The sequence below is a fragment of the Amycolatopsis sp. NPDC059021 genome (assembly GCF_042739895.1).
Classification (GTDB): domain Bacteria; phylum Actinomycetota; class Actinomycetes; order Mycobacteriales; family Pseudonocardiaceae; genus Amycolatopsis.
Genome location: NZ_JBHYIQ010000015.1, coordinates 1 through 17,807 on the forward strand (window position 1 = coordinate 1; position 17,807 = coordinate 17,807).

Below are 17,807 nucleotides of genomic sequence, written 5' to 3' on the forward strand. Positions count from 1 at the left end.
TGTCTGTGTGCGTGTGGCAGACACCCAGAGCGCCCGCGCGGGCGGGGGTGGGGGGGGGGGGGGGCGGGGCCGCCCGCCCCCCCCCCCCCACCACACCGGAGTTCCGTTCGGTCAGCCGATCTGGGTCGAGCCGAGCAGGGTGTCCTGGGTCGGCGGGTCCAGCTCGAGGTTGACGTCGAACTCGCCGAGCGCGCTGTCGGTCTTGACGTGCGAGGTGGCCTTCGGGTCGACGTTGATCTTCGCCTCGCCGGCTGGGGTGCCCTTCGGCACGGTGAACTTCACGGCGCCGTTCGCCTTGAAGGTCAGCGGCCCCTGCGGCGGCACCTGGGTGTCCGGGATCGGCAGTTCGATGGCGATCGGGACGGACTGGCCGCCGCTCAGGGTGGCCTTGATCGCGGACTTGATGGTGCCGGACAGGTTCTTGGTGCCGATCAGCCGCAGGCCGTCACCGGCGGCGGCACCGGCGTCGACGTCCAGGTTGAACGGTACGTCGAGTGCCTCGCCCGCCTTGACGTTCTTCGGGATGTCCGCGTGCACGACGACTTTCACCGACTGCGCGCCGATGATCGGGAACTCGCCCTTGTAGGTCAGTTCCTTGTCCGCGGCGCTGGCCATCCCGGCGCCGAACACTCCTACGGTAATCGCGGCGACGGCGGCGATGATGCCTGCCCTCGCCGCGGGACGCACGGCGGCTTTCAGCATGGCTGAGGTCATTTCCGGCCCTTTCTTCTTTGAAGGAACACAGAGAATGGGAAAAGTGTGGCCGCGATCCGGATGACCGACTGCCCACTGACGGGAACACTAAGGTGTTGCCGATTTACGGACAAGGGTCGCAGACGGTGTCCGGCAGACAAGACCGATAATTATCACGCGGACACGAATCATCGAATGCCGAATTATTACGCGGGTGATCATCGGCGTGGCCGACGCGCTCTTCGGGAGCGAAATATGAGCCGAGTTCATCTTAATCGCGTTTTCTTCCCTCATGAAGTGCCCGGCTGCCGACCCGTGTGTTTCAGGGCCGGACCAGGGCTTCGGTGACGATCCTGGCGGTTTTCGCCGGTGTGGGGAACGGGCTGGTCAGGCTCGCGGGACCGAGGCGGACGACGACCGTGTCCGAGCCGGGGTCGACCTGGAGGATCTGGCCGCCGAGACCGAGGGCCCAGTACATATCCTGCGGGGCAGACGGGACGAGTTGGGTGTGCGGGGCTTTCGCGCTGTCCTCGCGGGTCATGGAGTGCTGCACGGTGGCGACGGGGCCGAGCCGGTTGAGCCACCAGAGATATCCGTAGGCGGCGCTGATGTCCTGCGACGGCTTTCCGGTGGCATCACCGACCCACTGCTCGGGCACGACCTGGGTGTCGTTCCAGTGTCCTTTGCGCAGGAAGAGATAGCCGAAGCGGGCCATGTCCTGACAGGTCGACTGCAGGCCCATGAACGTGGTGGTGTTGCCCGTCTGGTCCTGGGTCATGTTCGAGTGCTTCATGCCCAGCGGGTCGAGAAGTTTCTTCTTGGCGTAGTCGGCGGGCTTGTCGCCGGTGGCCTTGCCGAGCACGGCGTCGAGGGTCTGGATGGCGGTGTTGTTGTAGGCCCAGACCTGGCCGGGCGGGACGTCCTGGGGCTGGGAGACGGCGAACGCGGTCCGGTCCCGTGCGGAGAAGACCTTCACGGCGTCGTCGATGAAGTTCGTCCAGTGGCGGCCGGAGTCGTTGCTCAGCAGGTCCTTGACCGTGACGTCGGCGGACGGTGTTCCGGTCCAGGCGGGAATGTAGCGCGACGCCTTGTCCTCGATGCTGAGCTTGTGCTCGGCCTGGGCGATGCCGGTCAGGGTGCTCGACACCGATTTGGTCGCCGACCAGACCTCCCGGGCGGAGTCGGGGCCGGTGCCGTTCCAGTACCAGTCGGCGACCAGCCGCCCGTGCCGGACGACCGCCAGGCAGTTCGACTTGTCCGCCTTCAGTTCCTCGGCGATCTTCGCCAGTTTGGCGGAGTCGAACCCGGCCGCGGCGGGGTCGCCGCGTTCCCATTCCGCGCCGGGATAGGGGTCTCCACCGGCCTGACCGGCGACGGCCGAGCCATTCGACGCGACGGCCGCACCGGCGGCTATCATCGTGGCGGCCAGCGCGGAAGCAACCCCGCGGCGAGCAGAAAAAGACATAACCGTCCCTCCGTTCGGCAAAACCCTCGGATGCGGAAAAAGAGTGGCCATTGCCGGAAAGTCGTGTCAACATCGCCCGAGCAGAACCCGCCTGCCCCCGGAATAGGTTGTCACTTTGGTGAGCACTCGGGTGCCCGGATTCCGGGCAGGGATGAGCGCGGCGGGTTTTTTACTTGCCAACCGGATTGAAGACGGTGGAAGCGGGATGGTCGTGAGTCGGCAGAGCGGAACGTCGGGTCTTCCGGCCGAGGTGGCAAGTTATGTGGGGCGCCGGCACGAGCTGGTGCAGGTGCGGGGGTTGCTGGCGCCGGGCCGCGTGGTGACGTTGACGGGCACGGGCGGCGTGGGCAAGACACGGCTCGCGGTGCGCGTCGCCGCGAGCGTGCGGGACCGGTTTCCCGACGGCGTCGTGTTCGTCAAGCTGGCCGAGTTGCGCGACGCCGGGCTGGTGGCCGCCGTGGTCGGCGGTGAGCTGGGTCTGCGGCAGTTATCCCGGCACTCCGCGCTGGAAGCGGTGGTCAGGCACCTCCGGGGACGGCGGCTGCTGCTGGTGCTGGACAACTGTGAGCATCTGGCCTCGGCGTGCGCGGAGTTCGCGGATGCGGTGCGGACGCGATGCGCCGACGCGGTCGTGCTGGCCACCAGCAGGCAGCCCTTGGGGATTCGCGGGGAGTCCGTGCTGCCGGTGCCGCCCTTGCGCGTTCCGGAGACCGGCGAGGTGCGGTCGCCGTCGGAGCTGAAGCGGTACGACGCGGCGCGGTTGTTCGTGGACCGGGCGCGCGCGGTCACGCCGTCGTTCGAGGTGACCGAGGAGAACTACGGCGACGTAGCGCTGGTGTGCCGGCAGGTAGAAGGGCTGCCGCTGGCGATCGAGCTGGCGGCCGCGCGGGTCCGGGTGCTGTCGGTTTCCCAGCTGGCGCAACGGTTGTCGGCGCGGCTGGGGTTGCTGACGACCGGACCGCGGGCCGCGCCGGAGCGGCACCGGACCCTGCGGGCGACGCTCGACTGGAGTTACGGCCTGTGTTCGGCGGCCGAGCAGCGGGTGTGGGCGCGGGCGTCGGTGTTCTCGGGGGGCTTCGACCGGGTGGCGGCGGAAACCGTCTGCGGCGCGGGCGCGGCGGAGGTGCTCGACGGGCTGGTGGACAAGTCCGTACTCGCCCGGGAGGAACAGTTGGGCGAGAGCCGGTACCGCATGACCGAGGCGCTGCGGGAATACGGGCAGGACCTGCTCGCGGAGTCCGGCGACCGGTCACGGGTCGCCCGGCTGCACCGGGATTTCTACGCCGCGTTGTGCGGTCGGTTCGAAACGGAATGGTCGGGACCCGATCAGCTGACGTGGCTGGCCCGGATCCGGCGCGACTACGCCAACATCCGCGCCGCGTTCGATTTCTGTCTGACCGAACCGGGCGAAGCCGTTACCGCGCTCGAGATGGATCAGAGCCTTCAGGATTTCCTCACCGTCCAGGGGTATGGCGCCGAAGCGCTCATCAGGCTCGATCGCGCCCTGCGGCTGGTGCCGGATGACGAGCCGCTGCGGGTCACGGGCCTCCGCCGGAAGGCGTCGTTCGCTCTGTTCCGCGGGGACGCCGAGGCGGCCGTTGCCGAACTGGTCCGGGCGGGCGAACTGGCCGAGCGACTCCACCACGAGGTCGAGGCGGCCTATGTGGCGGCGGTAGGGGGACTGGCGGCCCTGATCACCGGGAACCCGGACCAGGCGGTACCGCTGTTCGAAAACGCCCTGAAAACCTTCCGCGCGCACGAAGTGGTGCGGGGCGAGTTCTTCGCGCAATGTTGTTACGGCCTGGTGGTCGGCCTTTCCGGGGAACGCGATCGGGGCCGCGGCATCATCACCGAGGAAATCGCCCGCTGTGTCGCGTGTGGTGATGTCTATTGGCAGGCTTGGTCGTGGTTCGCGCTCGCCTTCCTCGACGCCTATGCCGGAGAAGCGGAGGCGGCGGAAACCACCGGGCGGCAGGCTTTGCGGCTCATGCGCGACATCGACAACGTGTTGGTCAAGGCGCTCACCTTGGAGATTCTCGCCATCGCCGCGGGGCGCCGGGGCGAGCACGCACGCGCGGCCGCGGTACTGGGCATGGCGGATGCCCTGTGGGCCAAGATGGGCGAGCTGCCGAAACACACGACCGCCGGTGTGGAGGTCCACCACCGGTATCGCGGACGTGCCCGCCGGACTCTGGCCGACGCCCAGCGGATCCTGGGTGACGCGGCCTTCGCCGAGACTTTCACCGAAGGCCGGGCGCTGTCCGGCGACCTCGCACTGCGGTCCGCACTGGGGGAAAACCGCCCGGGTGCACGGGAAACCGGCGCCCGGCAGCTGACCAGGCGGGAGTCCGAGGTCGCGGCGCTCATCGCGCAGGGGCTGACCAACCGGGAGATCGCCGGGCGCCTGGTGATCGCCCAGCGTACCGCCGAGGTCCACGTGCAGCGCATTCTCGCCAAGCTCGGCTTCACGACCCGGGCCCAGGTCGCCGCCTGGCAGAGCCGCACACCACCCGCTTGACAACCCGCTCCGGGCAGTACGCGCCCACCGGTTTTTGTCATGTCGATCATACGAACACGGCGTCGGCATGTGCCGGGTGACAGAAAAATGCGAACATCCCGGCGACCGGGGTCCGAATAAGTATATCTCCGTATGTGGCGTACCCGTTTTCCTCGCTAACGTCACAATCCGCACCGACCGGACTACGGGCCGAGGCGGTGCGGAGTCCGGCTGAGCTCCCCTGATCACGGTGCCGGTCTCCTTGTTGTTTCCAGTGTTCATTCAACGACGAAGTGGGTGCGCGAAATGACAGCTACAACGGCACGACCGAAAGTTCGCAGAGCCGGCCGTCTCGGCGTTCTGGCCACGATCACGGCGGTCACGGCGGGCGTTCTGGGCGCCGCTCCGGCGAGCGCGGCGGACAAGGAGGTGACCTGGACGGCGGCGTTCCCGATCATCGGCGACCAGCAGGTGAAGTCGGTCATCCACACGGACATCCCGGCGACGGTCAAGGTCGGCGAGACCGTATCGGTGCCGTTCAGCATCGACGCGGACGCGGGCGACGTCGCCGCCGACGGTCTCCGGCTCATCGGCGGTACGAAGATCTCCGGCTCGATCCGCGGATCGGTGGTATTGACCGTCAGCAACGGCAAGAGCCTGCCGCTGGCCATCAACGTGCCCATTCCGGAGACCCCGGTGCCGCCGCAGGGACCGTTGAAGTTCACGGCGAGCGGCAAGGTCGATCTCACCATCCCGACGGGCGTGCCGACAGGACCGGCGAAGTCCGCCGTGGGCCCGAAAGCGACCTCGCACGTCGTGACGGACAGCGGCCTCGGCGAGTTCGACGTCGACCTCGCCCTGGACCCGCCGGCCCAGGACACGCTGCTGGGCACCACCGACGTTCAGGGCTGATCGCCACGCGGATCGGGTGGGGCGTCCCAGCGCGCCCCACCCTCTTCACCGTCGAGGACCATTCCGACCGAGGAGCCTGAATACCATGCGAACACGGCATAAGCTGACGTCCGCGGTGGCCGCGGCCGCCACGATCGCGTTGATCGGTTCGGGACTGGCGTCCGCCTCCCCCGTGGCGGACGCCGGCAATCCCTACCAACGGGGCCCGAATCCCACCATGGCGAGCATCGAGGCGGAACGAGGGCCGTTCGCGGTGACCCAGGCGTCCGTACCGGCGGGCAATGGGTTCGGCGGCGGGACCGTGACCTACCCGACCGACACCAGCCAGGGCACCTTCGGCGCGGTCGCGATCGCGCCCGGTTTCCTTGAGCCGGAGGCATTGCTGGGCTGGTTCGGTCCCCGGCTGGCCTCGCAGGGTTTCGTCGTGCTGACCTTCGGCACCAACTCGCCGGCCGACTTCCCCACCGCCCGCGCGGACCAGCTCCTGGCCGCGCTGAAGTTCCTCGTGGAGAAGAGCCCGGCCAAGGACCATCTCGACCACTCCCGGCTGGCGGTCATGGGCGTTTCGATGGGTGGCGGCGGAACCCTGGAGGCAGCCGCGCGCAACCACGACCTCAAAGCAGCCGTCCCGATCGTCCCGTGGGACATCGGCGGGGACTTCGCGGGCATCCGCACGCCGACGCTCGTCATCGGCGGCGAAGGCGATCTCATCGCGCCGACCCCGATCCACGCGAAAGCGTTCTACGACAGGCTGTCCCCGGGACTGAACAAGGCCTACGTCGAGGTCGCCGGTGGCGGTCACATCGGACCGGCGCTCCCGAACGTCACCGTCGCGAAGTACGGCATCTCGTGGCTCAAACGCTTCGTGGACAACGACATCCGGTACGAGCAGTTCCTCTGCCCCATCCCGAAGGACCCCAAAACGTCCGCGTTCCAAGGAAACTGCCCGCACACCTGACCCCGGACGGCGACTCGGCGAAGAGGACTATCGCGATGGAACATTTCGACAGCCGGCTGCGCGTTCCGGAGCTGGCGGGCAAGGCGCTGGCCCCCGCGGTGCGTGACGGTTTGTTCGGGCCGCTCGTGGCGGTGTGCGGGGGATTGTTCCTCGTGCTGTACGTGGGCAGCGGCGCGACGGACGTCTGGTTCGCGTGGACCGTGGCGAACCCGCTCACGGCCACCACGACGGGCGCCGGTTTCGGCGCCGCCTTCGTATTGTTCGCGCTGGCCGCGCTGGAGCCGGGCTGGACGAACGCCCGGATCGCCGCGGTCGCACCGCTCGTGCTGGCCGGTGGCAGCCTGCTCACCACCGAACTGCACGACGGCGACCTGAACCCGTCCCGCGGAGTCACCGTCGCCGGGATGTCCTTCACTGTGCCCGTCGCGGGTGTATGGCTGTTCGTCACCGGGCTCACGCTGCTGCTCGCGGTGCTGACGTTGCCCGCCCAGCTCACCCGCCGGGCGGACAACGATCTCGATGGCCGCGTACGCACCGCGCCGATGCCGGTGTGGGCACGCCTCGTCGCCGGGATCGAGGGGACCGGGCTGCTGGCCGCCGGGGTGATGTTCTACGCCCGCCCCGAGCGGTTCAGGACGTGGTGGCCCTGGCCGGTGAGTGTGCTGGACCTGCGCGAGCTGTGCGTCTGGATGATCACCATCGGCGTGCTCGTCCTGTGTGCCACGGCCGACGGCGATCTGCGGCGCGTCGCGGTCGGTTTGGCCGCGCTGGTCGACTTCGGGCTGCTCGCGCTAATCGGCGTGCTCCGCTACGCGGGCGACCTGCGCTGGCAAACGCCGTCGGCATGGATCTTCGTCGCGGTCGTGGTGGTCCTGCTCGGCACGGGTGCGATCGGGCTGCTGCTGCTCGGCCTGGTACGGGTGGTTTCGCCGGTGCTGACCGCGGTGACCGGCGCGCCGCCGTCGGCCGGGGGCGCGCTACGGCTCGCGCGCGGCGCCCGCTCGAAGATCACGCCACACGCCGACCACGGCTTCTTCGGCCCCGGCTCGGTGACCTGGAAGGTCTGGACCTACCCGACGTCGCTCACCGTGGGGTTCCAGCGCGCGGTGGTGGTCGAGGAACTCGACCCCGGGCTGGTGGCGTCCGTCGACGCTACCCAGCAGATCCGCACCCGCCCGCGTACCCGCTACGACCGCACGCTGCGGTACTTCGCGATGGTCGCCTTCGGCGGCACCCGCAGCACCATGAAAGCCGCTGACGTCCTGGTCAAGGTTCACTCGGTGGGCATCGGCATCGAGCCGGACAGCGGCAAACCCTATGACGCCAACGATCCCGCGTCACAGTTGTGGATTCACCTGACCGCGTGGCACTCGATTCTGTACGCCTACGAGAAATACGGCCCCGGCAGGCTCAGCCCGGCCGAGGAGGCCCGCTACTGGGCCGACTGCGCCACCGCGGCCGAACTGCAGACCTGCGACCCCGCCGACGTTCCCCGCGACCGCGACGGCGTGCGCGAGTACTTCGAGCGGATGCGTCCCCACCTATCGGGCTCCGAGGTCGCTCGGTCCACAATGGACCATCTGCTGCACGCCGAGGTGATGCTGCCGCCGATGCCGCCGGTCTACTGGCCCGCGACGCTGGTCATGACCACCGCCCTGCGCATCGCGACCATCGCGTCGATGCCGCACTGGATGCGCGAAATGGCGGGCATCCGCCAGAGCCGTCTGCTGGACACGCTGATCGTGCCGGTCATGCGGATCTCCTTCCGCCTGACCCGGATCAGCCGCTGGCTCCAGCTCGGCGCGCTGCACCTGCTGTCCCCCTCGACCACGCCCATTGTGGCGCCGATCCTGTTCGGCATCCCGCCCGAAACTCCCGAAACCCTCAGCCCCGGCCAAGCCCGTGAACGCTACGGCTACCCGAAACCCGCACAAGCCCACCTGGAACTGCGCGCCAGACAACACAAACGCGTGTTCACCGACCGTCAGGACCCCAGCGATATCGGCCTGGCCGAGTCCGAAGCCATCCTGGGCACCCGCACCCGATGAGCGGGTCTGTCAAACGAACGGCTCCGTTGAATCGATCTTCCTTCTCTCGCAAGGAGAATCATCTGCCCAGGGCTGCGTTCATGCTCAACTGGGAGTGCGTGTCGCCGGCCGGTTCCCTCAACGACAAGCTCAGATCTGGGCGTAGCCGCCGTCCACGGCAAGTTCGGAACCGTTGACGTAGCTGGACGCGTCCGAGGCGAGGAAGACGGCTGCCGCGGCGATTTCCTCAGGCTCGGCCAATCGGCCGAGCGGAATCGACGCCCCGGCGGCGGTGAGTTCTTCGGGTGAGACCAGCTCTTGCAAACCCGGCGTGCGGGTACCGCCGGGCGAGAGCACGTTGATCCGGTACTGACGCGCCCCGGCTTCGTGGGCGAACCCGCGAACCAGGTTGCGGATCGCGGCCTTGGTCGCCCCGTACACGGGCAGATATGACTGGGGCCGGGAAATCGCCGTCGACCCGGTGAGGATGATCGATGCCCCCGGCGACAGCAGCGGCAACGCCTTCTGCACGGTGAACAGTGAGCCCTTGACGTTGGTGGTGAACATGGCGTCGAACTGCTCCTCGGTGATCTCGCCCAGCGGGGCAGCGATCCCGATCCCGGCGTTGGCCACCAGGACGTCGATGTGACCCGCCCGCTCGGCGACGGTCGCGTAGAGCCCGTCGAGATCCTCGAGCCGGCCTACGTCGCAGCGAACACCGGTGACCTCAGGGCCGAGTTCGGCCTCGACCTCGTCGAGCTGCGCCTGGCGACGGCCGGCGACGAACACCCGTGCACCCTCGGCACGGTAGGCCCGCGCGATCGCCAGCCCAATACCCGCGTTCGCCCCGGTCACGACCGCGACCTTGCCCTCCAGCGCCTTCATGACAACTCCCATCCAGCTTATTGACTGTACGGTCCATAACACCCTTTATGGACCGGCCGGTCAATAACCACCGGAGCAGTGTGCCGCACGTCACCATGACAGGATGCTCAGGGCGCGGGCAGCAGACTGTCGAGCAGAGCCGTGGCCGTGGCCGACAAGGCCGCCGGATCCTGACCGATTCGACCGAGCATGATCAGCCCGAGCTGACCGGACAGCACCGCACGGGCAGTGACGTCCGGGTCGAGATGGGGCGCGACGTCGCCCTCGCGCTGCGCACGTCGTATGGCGTCGCTCAGCGCGGCAGTGGTTGAGGCGTAGCTGCGGCGCGCCTCCGCGGCCACCTCGGCAGCACTCGCCGAGAGCTCCATTGCCGTGTTGGCAAGCAGGCAACCCCGGCGGGCCTGTTCACCACGGGGATCACACACGGGCCCGGTCACGAAATCCCGGATCACGTCGATGCCGCGATCGGCCTGCTCGAGCCACGCACGCAGCATGTGGTCATTGGCCTCGTCGTACTCGCGCAGCACACGCAAGAACAAGCTCTTCTTGTCCCCGAACGCCCCGTACAGGCTTCCCTTGCCGAGCCCGCTGGCCGCCAGAAGATCTTCGAGTGAGGTGCCCGCGTAGCCTTTGTCCCAAAACGCCGCCTGCACAGCCGATAACACGCGCTGCTCATCAAACTGACGGGGACGTGGCACAAGGTCGATGCTACCCATCGTGGACCGTTCGGTCCAGATCTACGGAGGCGGCCGCGCCCCACGGCGCGCGTCGACCGTGGCCCACGAGCCGACCGCTGCGGAGGTCATGACGGGAATGCCACAGGCTGGCGCCAGGACGTTTCCTGTTCCGAGGACGAGTAATCCACAGCTGCGGACGCCGGATGATCGGCGACACCAAACACAACCGGCTCTTCTACTACCTCTGCCGGCCCCGCAAGAACAACCGCGGCGGGCCCGACCCGCACACGACCTGCTCGACGCCGTCGCCCGCTTCTACACCGACCGAGTCTTCGGAGCTCACCGCCACACGATCCTCGCCAACGACCTCGCCGGCTTCGACGACCACACCGCCCGCGAGCGCCAAACCGAACGAGAACGCCTCCAGCGACAACTGGCCGACGTGGCAAAGCACCAGGACTCCGTCATGCCGCAGGCGCAAGCGGGAGACCCCGACGACCCGTTCCGCGAAAGCCCTCCGGCAGACCTACAACGACCTCGAAGGCCAGAAGAACAAGACCCAGAGCACTCTGCCCAACTCGCCACCCAAGACACCACCGAGCCGAGTACACCGGCCTCTCTGATCTTGAGCTGCTTGACGGCCAACCTGACCAGCGCCCTCAGCCGCTCAACTCGAGATCCACACCAGAACCGGCACGGCAACCGGACAGGACCACGCTGGGTCCGCCACCGACCGCACCCCGGGGGTCCGGGGGCTGGGCCCCCGGGTAGACACAACGCGAGCGAGCCTCGCGTCTGCGCTTTCCAGCAGACACGGGGCTCGCTTCGCTCGCGTACCCCCGATGGGATTCGAACCCACGCTACCGGCGTGAGAGGCCGGCGTCCTAGGCCGCTAGACGACGGGGGCTTAGGAACTTTCCCCGGGTTGACCGGGGCGTTTTCTGTTTTTCTTGCGAGAGAGAATCTACCAGAGCTGATTTCTCGGCTTGTGAGGGGGTCTCTCTTGCAGCTGGGGTACCAGGACTCGAACCTAGACTAACTGGACCAGAACCAGTCGTGCTGCCAATTACACCATACCCCAGTGAGGTACTGATCCGGTCTTGCGTGGCTCAGCACCGCACGAGGAGAAATACTAGAGCACCCGATCCCGGAGTGTGCACGCGGGGGTCCCGCCACCGCGCTGCGCGGGCACGCCGACGGTGGCGTACTCGGAAACCAGCAGCTCAGGAAGCTCACCGAGACCCGCGACGGTGTGTACACCCTCGGGGGCACGCTCGCCGACGCCGTCGCGGTCCAGCCAGACCGCGCCGAGGCCCGCGTTGTACGCGCCGATGGCGTCAGTGTCCAGTTTGTCTCCCACATGGACGGCACGCGCGGGATCGCAGTCGAGTTCGAGGCAGACCGAGTGGAACATCACAGGATGGGGTTTGGCGACGCCGAGTTCGCCGGCGATGGCGACGTGATCGAAAAACGGGGCGAGGCCGAGGTCGGAGATCTTTCTTCGCTGGTGCGCACCCGAGGCGTTCGTCACGGCCGCCAGCCGCAGGCCGGCGGCGCGCAGCCATTCCAGGCACGGCATGACGTCGTCGAAGAGCGCCCAGGAATCGGCCAGCAGCTCGCGGCGGCGACGTTCGAAGGAGTTCACCTGATCGGCGTCGGCGATGATGCCGAGTTCGGTAAGGAAGCACTCGGTGCGCCGGTGGTGCATGGTCGGGTAGTCGATCTGACCGGCCACGACGAGCGCGACGTGTTCCTCGGTGATGAGATCCCACAGCGGCCACAGGTCGCCCCGGCCGGTGAGCAGGCCGAGGGTGCGCCGGATCGCCGCGGTGCAGTCGATCAAGGTGTCGTCGATGTCGAGGCACACCAGCCGTAGTTCGGGCGGTACCCACGGTTCCTGCCCGGTGGCGGGAGGAGCGGTTGGCAACGGGGTCCGGGGTGCCAAGGCGAAATCCACCCCGTGAGGCTAGGGCTTTTACCGCGCGCGCGACGCGGCCAAAAAGGTGATTGCGTCTCCGCTGATCCGGCTCCGTCGTTCTACTCCCGGTGGACGGATCGTCCCCGTTCGGTTATCCGTCCAGTGCGCGGCGCAGCCTGCCGAGCGAAACGTCTCGGCCGAGCAACTCCATCGATTCGTACAGCGGCGGGGACACCGTACGCCCGGTGATCGCGACGCGCACGGGCGCGAAAGCCTTGCGGGGCTTGAGACCCAGACCGTCCACAAGGGCGTCTTTGAGTGCCTGCTCGATGCCGCCGGTCTCCCACGCCGGCAAGGCTTCGAGCGCGGTGATCGCGGCGTCCAGTACCGGTTTCGCTGCCTCGCCGAGATTCTTGGCCGCCGCGTCCTCTTCGGGCTCGAACTCCGCGTCGTCGGCGAACAAGAAACGCAGCATCGAGGAAGCGTCCGAGAGAACGGTGATCCGTTCCTGGACAAGGGGCGCGATCGCGGTGAGCCGCGCGAGCTGCTCGTCACCCGGCTCGCCCGGCAGGACACCGTCGGCGACGAGGTACGGAACCACGCTGGTCACGAACTCGCCGACCGGCAGGGCACGCACGTGGGTGGCGTTGATGGCCTCGGCCTTCTTGAGGTCGAAGCGCGCGGGGTTGGAGCTGACCTTGCCGATCTCGAAGGCCGCCACCAGCTCGTCGACGCTGAAGATGTCCCTGTCGTCGGCAATGGACCAGCCGAGCAGCGCGAGGTAGTTGAGCAGGCCCGCACGGAGGAAACCCCGCTCCCGGTAAAGGAAGAGGTTCGACTGGGGGTCCCGTTTGGACAGTTTCTTGTTGCCCTCCCCCAGCACGGAAGGCAAGTGCCCGAACTCGGGGGTGAACTCGGCGACACCGATGCGGCGCAACGCCGCGTACAGCGCGAGCTGACGCGGAGTCGAGGGCAGGAGGTCCTCGCCACGCAGGACGTGCGTGATCCGCATGAGCGCGTCGTCGACCGGGTTCGTCAGCGTGTACAGCGGGTCGCCGTTGGCACGCACCAGAACCGGGTCCGGCACCGAGCCCGCCGGGAAGGTGATGTCACCGCGGACGAGGTCGGTCCAGCCGAGGTCGGCGTCGGGCATGCGCAGCCGCAGCACCGGCACGCGGCCCTCGGCGCGGTAGGCGGCCCGCTGCTCCTCGGTGAGGTCGCGGTCGAAGTTGTCGTACCCGAGCTTCGGGTCGCGGCCGGCGGCCTTGTGCCGCGCCTCGACCTCCTCGTTGGTCGAGAACGCCTCGTACAGTTCGCCCGCGGCGAGCAGGCGCGCGGCGATGTCGGCGTAGATCTCCCGCCGCTCGCTCTGCCGGTACGGCCCGTAGTCGCCACCGGCCTCCGGCCCCTCGTCCCAGTCGAGGCCGAGCCAGCGCAGCGCGTCGAGCAGTTGCTCGTAGGACTCCTGCGAATCACGCGCGGCGTCGGTGTCCTCGATCCGGAACACCAGTTTGCCGCCGTTGTGCCGGGCGAAGGCCCAGTTGAACAGCGCCGTCCGGATCAGCCCGACGTGCGGGGTGCCGGTCGGCGAGGGGCAGAAACGCGCGCGAACCACAGAAGTCGTCTCAGTCATAGCCCGATCAGCGTATCCGTCCTCGGCACGCTTGACGCATCCGCGTACCGGGTGCATTCTGAGCTTATTCAACAAGTGATGAATAAGGGGATGATCGAGATGACCGAGCGCACCGGGTGCGTCGTCGTCGGGGGCGGTCCCGCGGGCATGGTGCTGGGGCTTCTGCTGGCCAGGGCGGGGGTCGAGGTGACCGTGCTGGAGAAGCACGCCGACTTCCTGCGGGACTTCCGCGGCGACACCGTGCACCCCTCGACGCTGACCCTGCTCGACGAGCTGGGCCTCGGGGAGAAGTTCCACGCGATCCCGCACAGCGAGCTCGACTCGGCCGGTTTCCCGACCGCCGACGGCGGGATCATGAAGCTCGCCGACCTGAGCCGCCTCAAGGTGCCCCACCCCTACATCGCGATGGTCCCGCAGTGGGATTTCCTCGATCTGCTGGCCGAAGCCGCGGTCAAGGAACCGACGTTCACGCTGCGGATGAGCACCGAGATGACCGGTCTGGTCCGCGAAGGCGGCCGCGTCGCCGGGATCAGCTACCGGACCGGTGAGGGCGAGACCGGCGAGCTGCGTGCCGACCTGGTGGTCGCCGCGGACGGCCGCTGGTCACTCGCCCGGCGCGAGGCGGGGCTGGTGCCGGTGGAGTACGACAACCCGTTCGACGCCTGGTGGTTCCGGATCTCCCGCCACGACGACGAAGGCGCCGGAATGCTGCAGCCGAGGATGCACAACCGCCGGTTCGCCGTCCCGTTGCCGCGACCCGGCTACTTCCAGGTCGCCTACCTCGGCCCGAAGGGCGAAGACCTGCGTGATCACGGGATCGACTGGTTCCGGGAGAACGTCGTCCAGGTCGTCCCCGAGTTCGCCGACCGCGTGCACGAGCTGAAGACGACCGACGACATCAAGTTCCTCGACGTCCGGCTGAACCGGCTGCGGAAGTGGCATATCGACGGGCTGCTCTGCATCGGCGACGCGGCACACGCGATGTCACCGGTCGGCGGCGTCGGGATCAACCTCGCCGTGCAGGACGCCGTCGCGACCGCGACACTGCTCGCCGGGCCGCTGCGGCGGGGCAGGCCGACCGGCGCCGACCTGGCGAAGGTCCGTGCCCGCAGGCTGCTGCCGACGGCGTTGGTGCAAGGGCTTCAGCGGCTCCTGCACCGGGCCGTCATGCGCCCGGTGATGGCGGGCGAGCGCAACGGCCCGCCCGCGGTGATGATCAAGCTGTTCGGCCGGTTCCCGCAGCTCACCGTCGTCCCGGCGCTCCTGCTCGGCCTCGGCTTCCGGCCCGAGCACGCACCGGCGTTCGCCCGCCGGGCCATGGAACCCGTGACGAAGAACTAGGCGCTCACCACGGGGTTGGTCAGCGTGCCGATGCCCTCGATGGTGATCGAGACCTGCTGTCCGTCGACGATCGGGCCGACGCCCTCGGGGGTACCGGTCAGGATGATGTCGCCGGGCAGCAGCGTCATGACGCCGGAGACGAACTCGATCAGGTCGGGGATCTTGTGCACCAGGTCGGCGGTGCGCCCGTCCTGCTTGACCTCACCGTCCACTTCGGCCTTCAGCGAAAGGTCCGCGGGGTCGAGCGCGGTCTCGATCCACGGGCCCAGCGGGCAGAACGTGTCGAAGCCCTTGGCGCGGCCCCACTGGCCGTCGGACTTCTGCAGGTCACGCGCGCTGACGTCGTTGGCGATCGTGTAGCCGAGGATCACGCTCCCGGCCTGCGCGGCCTTGACGTTCTTCACCGGCTGGCCGATGACCACGGCCAGTTCGCCCTCGAAGTCGACCCTGCCGACGTCGGCAGGCCTGCGGATCGGCGCGTTCGGGCCGATCACGGTGGTCGACGGCTTGATGAACAGCATCGGCGCGGCGGGCACCTCGTTGCCGAGCTCGGCCGCGTGCTTGGCGTAGTTGCGGCCGACCGCGATCACCTTCGAGGGCAGGATCGGCGCGAGCAGCCGCACGTCGGCCAGCGGCCAGCGCTTGCCGGTGAAGTTCGGCTGGCCGAACGGGTGCTCGGCGATCTCGAGGACCTGGGCGTCGTCACCGTCCCCCTCGATCGAGGCGAACGCGACTCCGGCGGGGTGGGCAATACGAGCTAGACGCACGAGGCCAGTCTACGTATCCGCGACCGCCCCGCCCGCCGAGGTCCACGATCCGGTTCAGCCCGCCGCGAGCTGCCGCGCGGAAAGGCTCTTGTGCACCAGCGCGTCGCACAGCGCGAGCCAGCTCGCCTCCACGATGTTGCCGTGCACGCCGACCGTGGTCCATTCCCGTTCGCCGTCGGTGGTCTCGACGAGTACTCGCGTCACGGCGTCGGTACCGGGGTGCCCGGGAAGGATGCGTACCTTGTAGTCGGCCAGCTCCACACTGTCCAACCAGGACAGATGCGGCGTCAGCGCCTTGCGCAGCGCGGCGTCCAGCGCGTGCACCGGGCCGTTGCCCTCCGCGGTGGCGATCACGCGCTCACCACGGACGTGGACCTTCACGGTGGCCTCGGACACGACCTCGCCGTCGGGCCGGTGGTCGAGCACCACCCGGTAGGACTCCAGCTCGAACGGCGGCTCGTCGAGCACCTCGTGCTCGGGGCCGTCGACTTCCCTGCGCAGCAACAGTTCCAGCGACGCGTCGGCGGCTTCGAAGGACCAGCCCTCGGATTCGAGCCGTTTGACCTTCCGCACCACGCTGGTGAGCGCTTCGGGCCGGCCGGCAAGGTCGACCCCGAGCTCACGTCCCTTGAGCTCGAGGCTGGCCCTGCCGGCCATCTCGGTGACCAGTACCCGCATGTCGTTGCCGACAGAAGCTGGATCGATGTGGTTGTACAGCAACGGATCCACCTTGATCGCGCTCGCGTGCAGTCCCGCCTTGTGGGCGAAGGCCGACGCCCCGACGTAGGCCTGGTGGGTGTCGGGGGCGATGTTCGCGATTTCGGCAAGGGCATGGGAGACGCGGGTGAGCTCGGCGGCCCCTCCGGTCGGGAGGACCTCCATTCCGAGCTTGGCCACCAGGTTTCCCGTCACGGCGAACAGATCGGCGTTGCCGGCCCGCTCCCCGTAACCGTTGGCGGTGCACTGGACGTGCGTCACGCCGGCCTGCACGGCGGCGACGGAGTTCGCCACCGCGCAGGAAGTGTCGTCCTGACAATGGATTCCGAGCCGGAACCCGGTCTTTTCCTTGACCTCGCGGACAGTTTCGGCGAGGCCGAGCGGAAGCTGGCCGCCGTTGGTGTCACACAGCACGAGGACGTCGGCTCCCGCGCTCGCGGCGGCGTCGAGCACGCGCAGCGAGGTTTCCGGGGAAAACGCGTAGCCGTCGAAGAAGTGCTCGGCGTCGAGGAACACCCGACGTCCTTCGCCGACAAGGAAAGCGACCGTGTCCCGCACCATCGCGCAGGCCTCGTCCACGTCTACCCGCAGCGCGCGCTCGATGTGGCGAAGATCCGATTTGGCCACCAGCGTCACGACCGGCGTCTGCGCGTCGAGCAGCGCGCGGACCTGCGGGTCGGCGTCGGCGGTGGTCCCCGCCTTGCGGGTCGACCCGAACGCCACCAGCGCGGCGTGCTTGAGCTGCAGTTCGCCGCCGGCGGCGCGAGCGAAGAACTCGGTGTCCTTGGGGAGCGCGCCCGGCCAGCCACCCTCGATGAACCCGACGCCGAGCTCGTCGAGCAGCCGGGCCACCGCCAGTTTGTCCGTGACGGAGTAGGAGATCCCCTCGCGCTGGGCACCGTCGCGCAGGGTCGTGTCGTAGAGGTGGAACGCATCGCCGAGCGGAGTATCGGCGGGCTCCTTGCGGTTCACGGTCAGCTCCTAGGCCAGGGAAAACTGTTTCTGGACAACGCTGTGTCTTTTTTGGCAACAAAAAAGCCTCCCGCAGGGGTGCGGAAGGCTGCGCGCCGGATGCTCTCGTGGAGCACCTATCCGGCGCGCTCGGCAATAATCGTGGCGATGGTGGCCATGCGGGCATCATGCCACACGCTTCGCGGCACGTCCACTGCCTGGATGGCTCGTCTCATCTGCCGAGACGACGTCTGCCGGGACCTGGCATCACCGGCCTTGGCTGTCGCGTAAGGGCCCGTGGGGGGCGTAAACGGCGGCAAACGAGCCGTGGCCACGCCGGGCGCTTGTCTCGTCCGTGGCGGACAG

General features: G+C 68.3%; 14 protein-coding genes and 2 tRNA genes. 5 read left to right on the forward strand and 11 right to left on the reverse strand.

The window, feature by feature from the left end; translation table 11 throughout:
* Positions 1-111: 111 nt before the first annotated feature.
* Positions 112-714: a DUF6801 domain-containing protein gene (locus ACFWX1_RS11480; protein WP_378386287.1), complete on the reverse strand. Its 603-nt coding sequence runs from the start codon at positions 712-714 to the stop codon at positions 112-114.
* Positions 715-1,015: 301 nt separating this feature from the next.
* Positions 1,016-2,158 (reverse strand): serine hydrolase domain-containing protein, encoded by a 1,143-nt coding sequence (locus tag ACFWX1_RS11485; RefSeq protein WP_378386289.1) that lies wholly within the window; start codon positions 2,156-2,158, stop codon positions 1,016-1,018.
* A gap of 262 nt (positions 2,159-2,420) precedes the next feature.
* Here ACFWX1_RS11485 and ACFWX1_RS11490 point away from each other — a divergent pair, with 262 nt between their 5' ends.
* The 4 genes from ACFWX1_RS11490 to ACFWX1_RS11505 all read left to right on the forward strand — a co-directional run bounded on the left by ACFWX1_RS11490 (position 2,421) and on the right by ACFWX1_RS11505 (position 8,573).
* Positions 2,421-4,676, forward strand: a complete 2,256-nt coding sequence (locus tag ACFWX1_RS11490; protein ID WP_378386290.1) for an ATP-binding protein — start codon at positions 2,421-2,423, stop codon at positions 4,674-4,676.
* Between the two features lie 285 nt (positions 4,677-4,961).
* The gene (locus tag ACFWX1_RS11495) at positions 4,962-5,567 is read left to right on the forward strand and encodes a DUF6801 domain-containing protein (protein WP_378386292.1); all 606 of its coding nucleotides are present in this window, start codon (positions 4,962-4,964) and stop codon (positions 5,565-5,567) included.
* Positions 5,568-5,652: 85 nt separating this feature from the next.
* Positions 5,653-6,525, forward strand: coding sequence for an alpha/beta hydrolase (locus tag ACFWX1_RS11500; RefSeq protein WP_378386294.1), 873 nt, complete (start codon positions 5,653-5,655; stop codon positions 6,523-6,525).
* A 35-nt stretch (positions 6,526-6,560) separates the two neighbouring features.
* Positions 6,561-8,573: an oxygenase MpaB family protein gene (locus ACFWX1_RS11505; RefSeq protein WP_378386296.1), complete on the forward strand. Its 2,013-nt coding sequence runs from the start codon at positions 6,561-6,563 to the stop codon at positions 8,571-8,573.
* A gap of 129 nt (positions 8,574-8,702) precedes the next feature.
* Here the strand turns inward: ACFWX1_RS11505 and ACFWX1_RS11510 are convergent, their stop codons facing one another.
* The 7 genes from ACFWX1_RS11510 to gltX all read right to left on the reverse strand — a co-directional run bounded on the left by ACFWX1_RS11510 (position 8,703) and on the right by gltX (position 13,665).
* A complete protein-coding gene (locus tag ACFWX1_RS11510; protein WP_378386298.1) occupies positions 8,703-9,437 on the reverse strand; it encodes an SDR family NAD(P)-dependent oxidoreductase in 735 nt (244 codons plus the stop codon).
* A gap of 107 nt (positions 9,438-9,544) precedes the next feature.
* Positions 9,545-10,153: a TetR/AcrR family transcriptional regulator gene (locus ACFWX1_RS11515; protein WP_378386300.1), complete on the reverse strand. Its 609-nt coding sequence runs from the start codon at positions 10,151-10,153 to the stop codon at positions 9,545-9,547.
* Positions 10,154-10,352: 199 nt separating this feature from the next.
* On the reverse strand, positions 10,353-10,568 hold the full coding sequence (locus ACFWX1_RS11520; RefSeq protein ID WP_378386302.1) for a hypothetical protein: 216 nt from the start codon (positions 10,566-10,568) through the stop codon (positions 10,353-10,355).
* A 380-nt stretch (positions 10,569-10,948) separates the two neighbouring features.
* Positions 10,949-11,021: transfer RNA gene (locus ACFWX1_RS11525), tRNA-Glu, on the reverse strand.
* A gap of 102 nt (positions 11,022-11,123) precedes the next feature.
* Positions 11,124-11,195 (reverse strand) — tRNA-Gln (locus tag ACFWX1_RS11530).
* 51 nt (positions 11,196-11,246) lie between these two features.
* Entirely contained in the window at positions 11,247-11,981 is a 735-nt protein-coding gene (locus ACFWX1_RS11535) for an HAD family hydrolase (RefSeq protein ID WP_378386505.1), read from the reverse strand.
* A 202-nt stretch (positions 11,982-12,183) separates the two neighbouring features.
* Positions 12,184-13,665 (reverse strand): glutamate--tRNA ligase, encoded by a 1,482-nt coding sequence (gene gltX, locus ACFWX1_RS11540; protein ID WP_378386304.1) that lies wholly within the window; start codon positions 13,663-13,665, stop codon positions 12,184-12,186.
* Between the two features lie 99 nt (positions 13,666-13,764).
* Here gltX and ACFWX1_RS11545 point away from each other — a divergent pair, with 99 nt between their 5' ends.
* Positions 13,765-15,006, forward strand: coding sequence for an FAD-dependent oxidoreductase (locus tag ACFWX1_RS11545; protein ID WP_378386306.1), 1,242 nt, complete (start codon positions 13,765-13,767; stop codon positions 15,004-15,006).
* Here ACFWX1_RS11545 and ACFWX1_RS11550 read toward each other — a convergent pair.
* Positions 15,003-15,773 carry a fumarylacetoacetate hydrolase family protein gene (locus ACFWX1_RS11550; RefSeq protein WP_378386308.1) on the reverse strand — a complete coding sequence of 257 codons (771 nt, stop codon included), beginning with the start codon at positions 15,771-15,773 and terminating at the stop codon, positions 15,003-15,005. The two genes, ACFWX1_RS11545 and ACFWX1_RS11550, sit on opposite strands and share 4 nt — an antisense overlap.
* 54 nt (positions 15,774-15,827) lie before the next feature.
* A complete protein-coding gene (gene cimA, locus ACFWX1_RS11555; RefSeq protein ID WP_378386309.1) occupies positions 15,828-17,462 on the reverse strand; it encodes a citramalate synthase in 1,635 nt (544 codons plus the stop codon).
* Between the last annotated feature and the right edge of the window lie 345 nt (positions 17,463-17,807).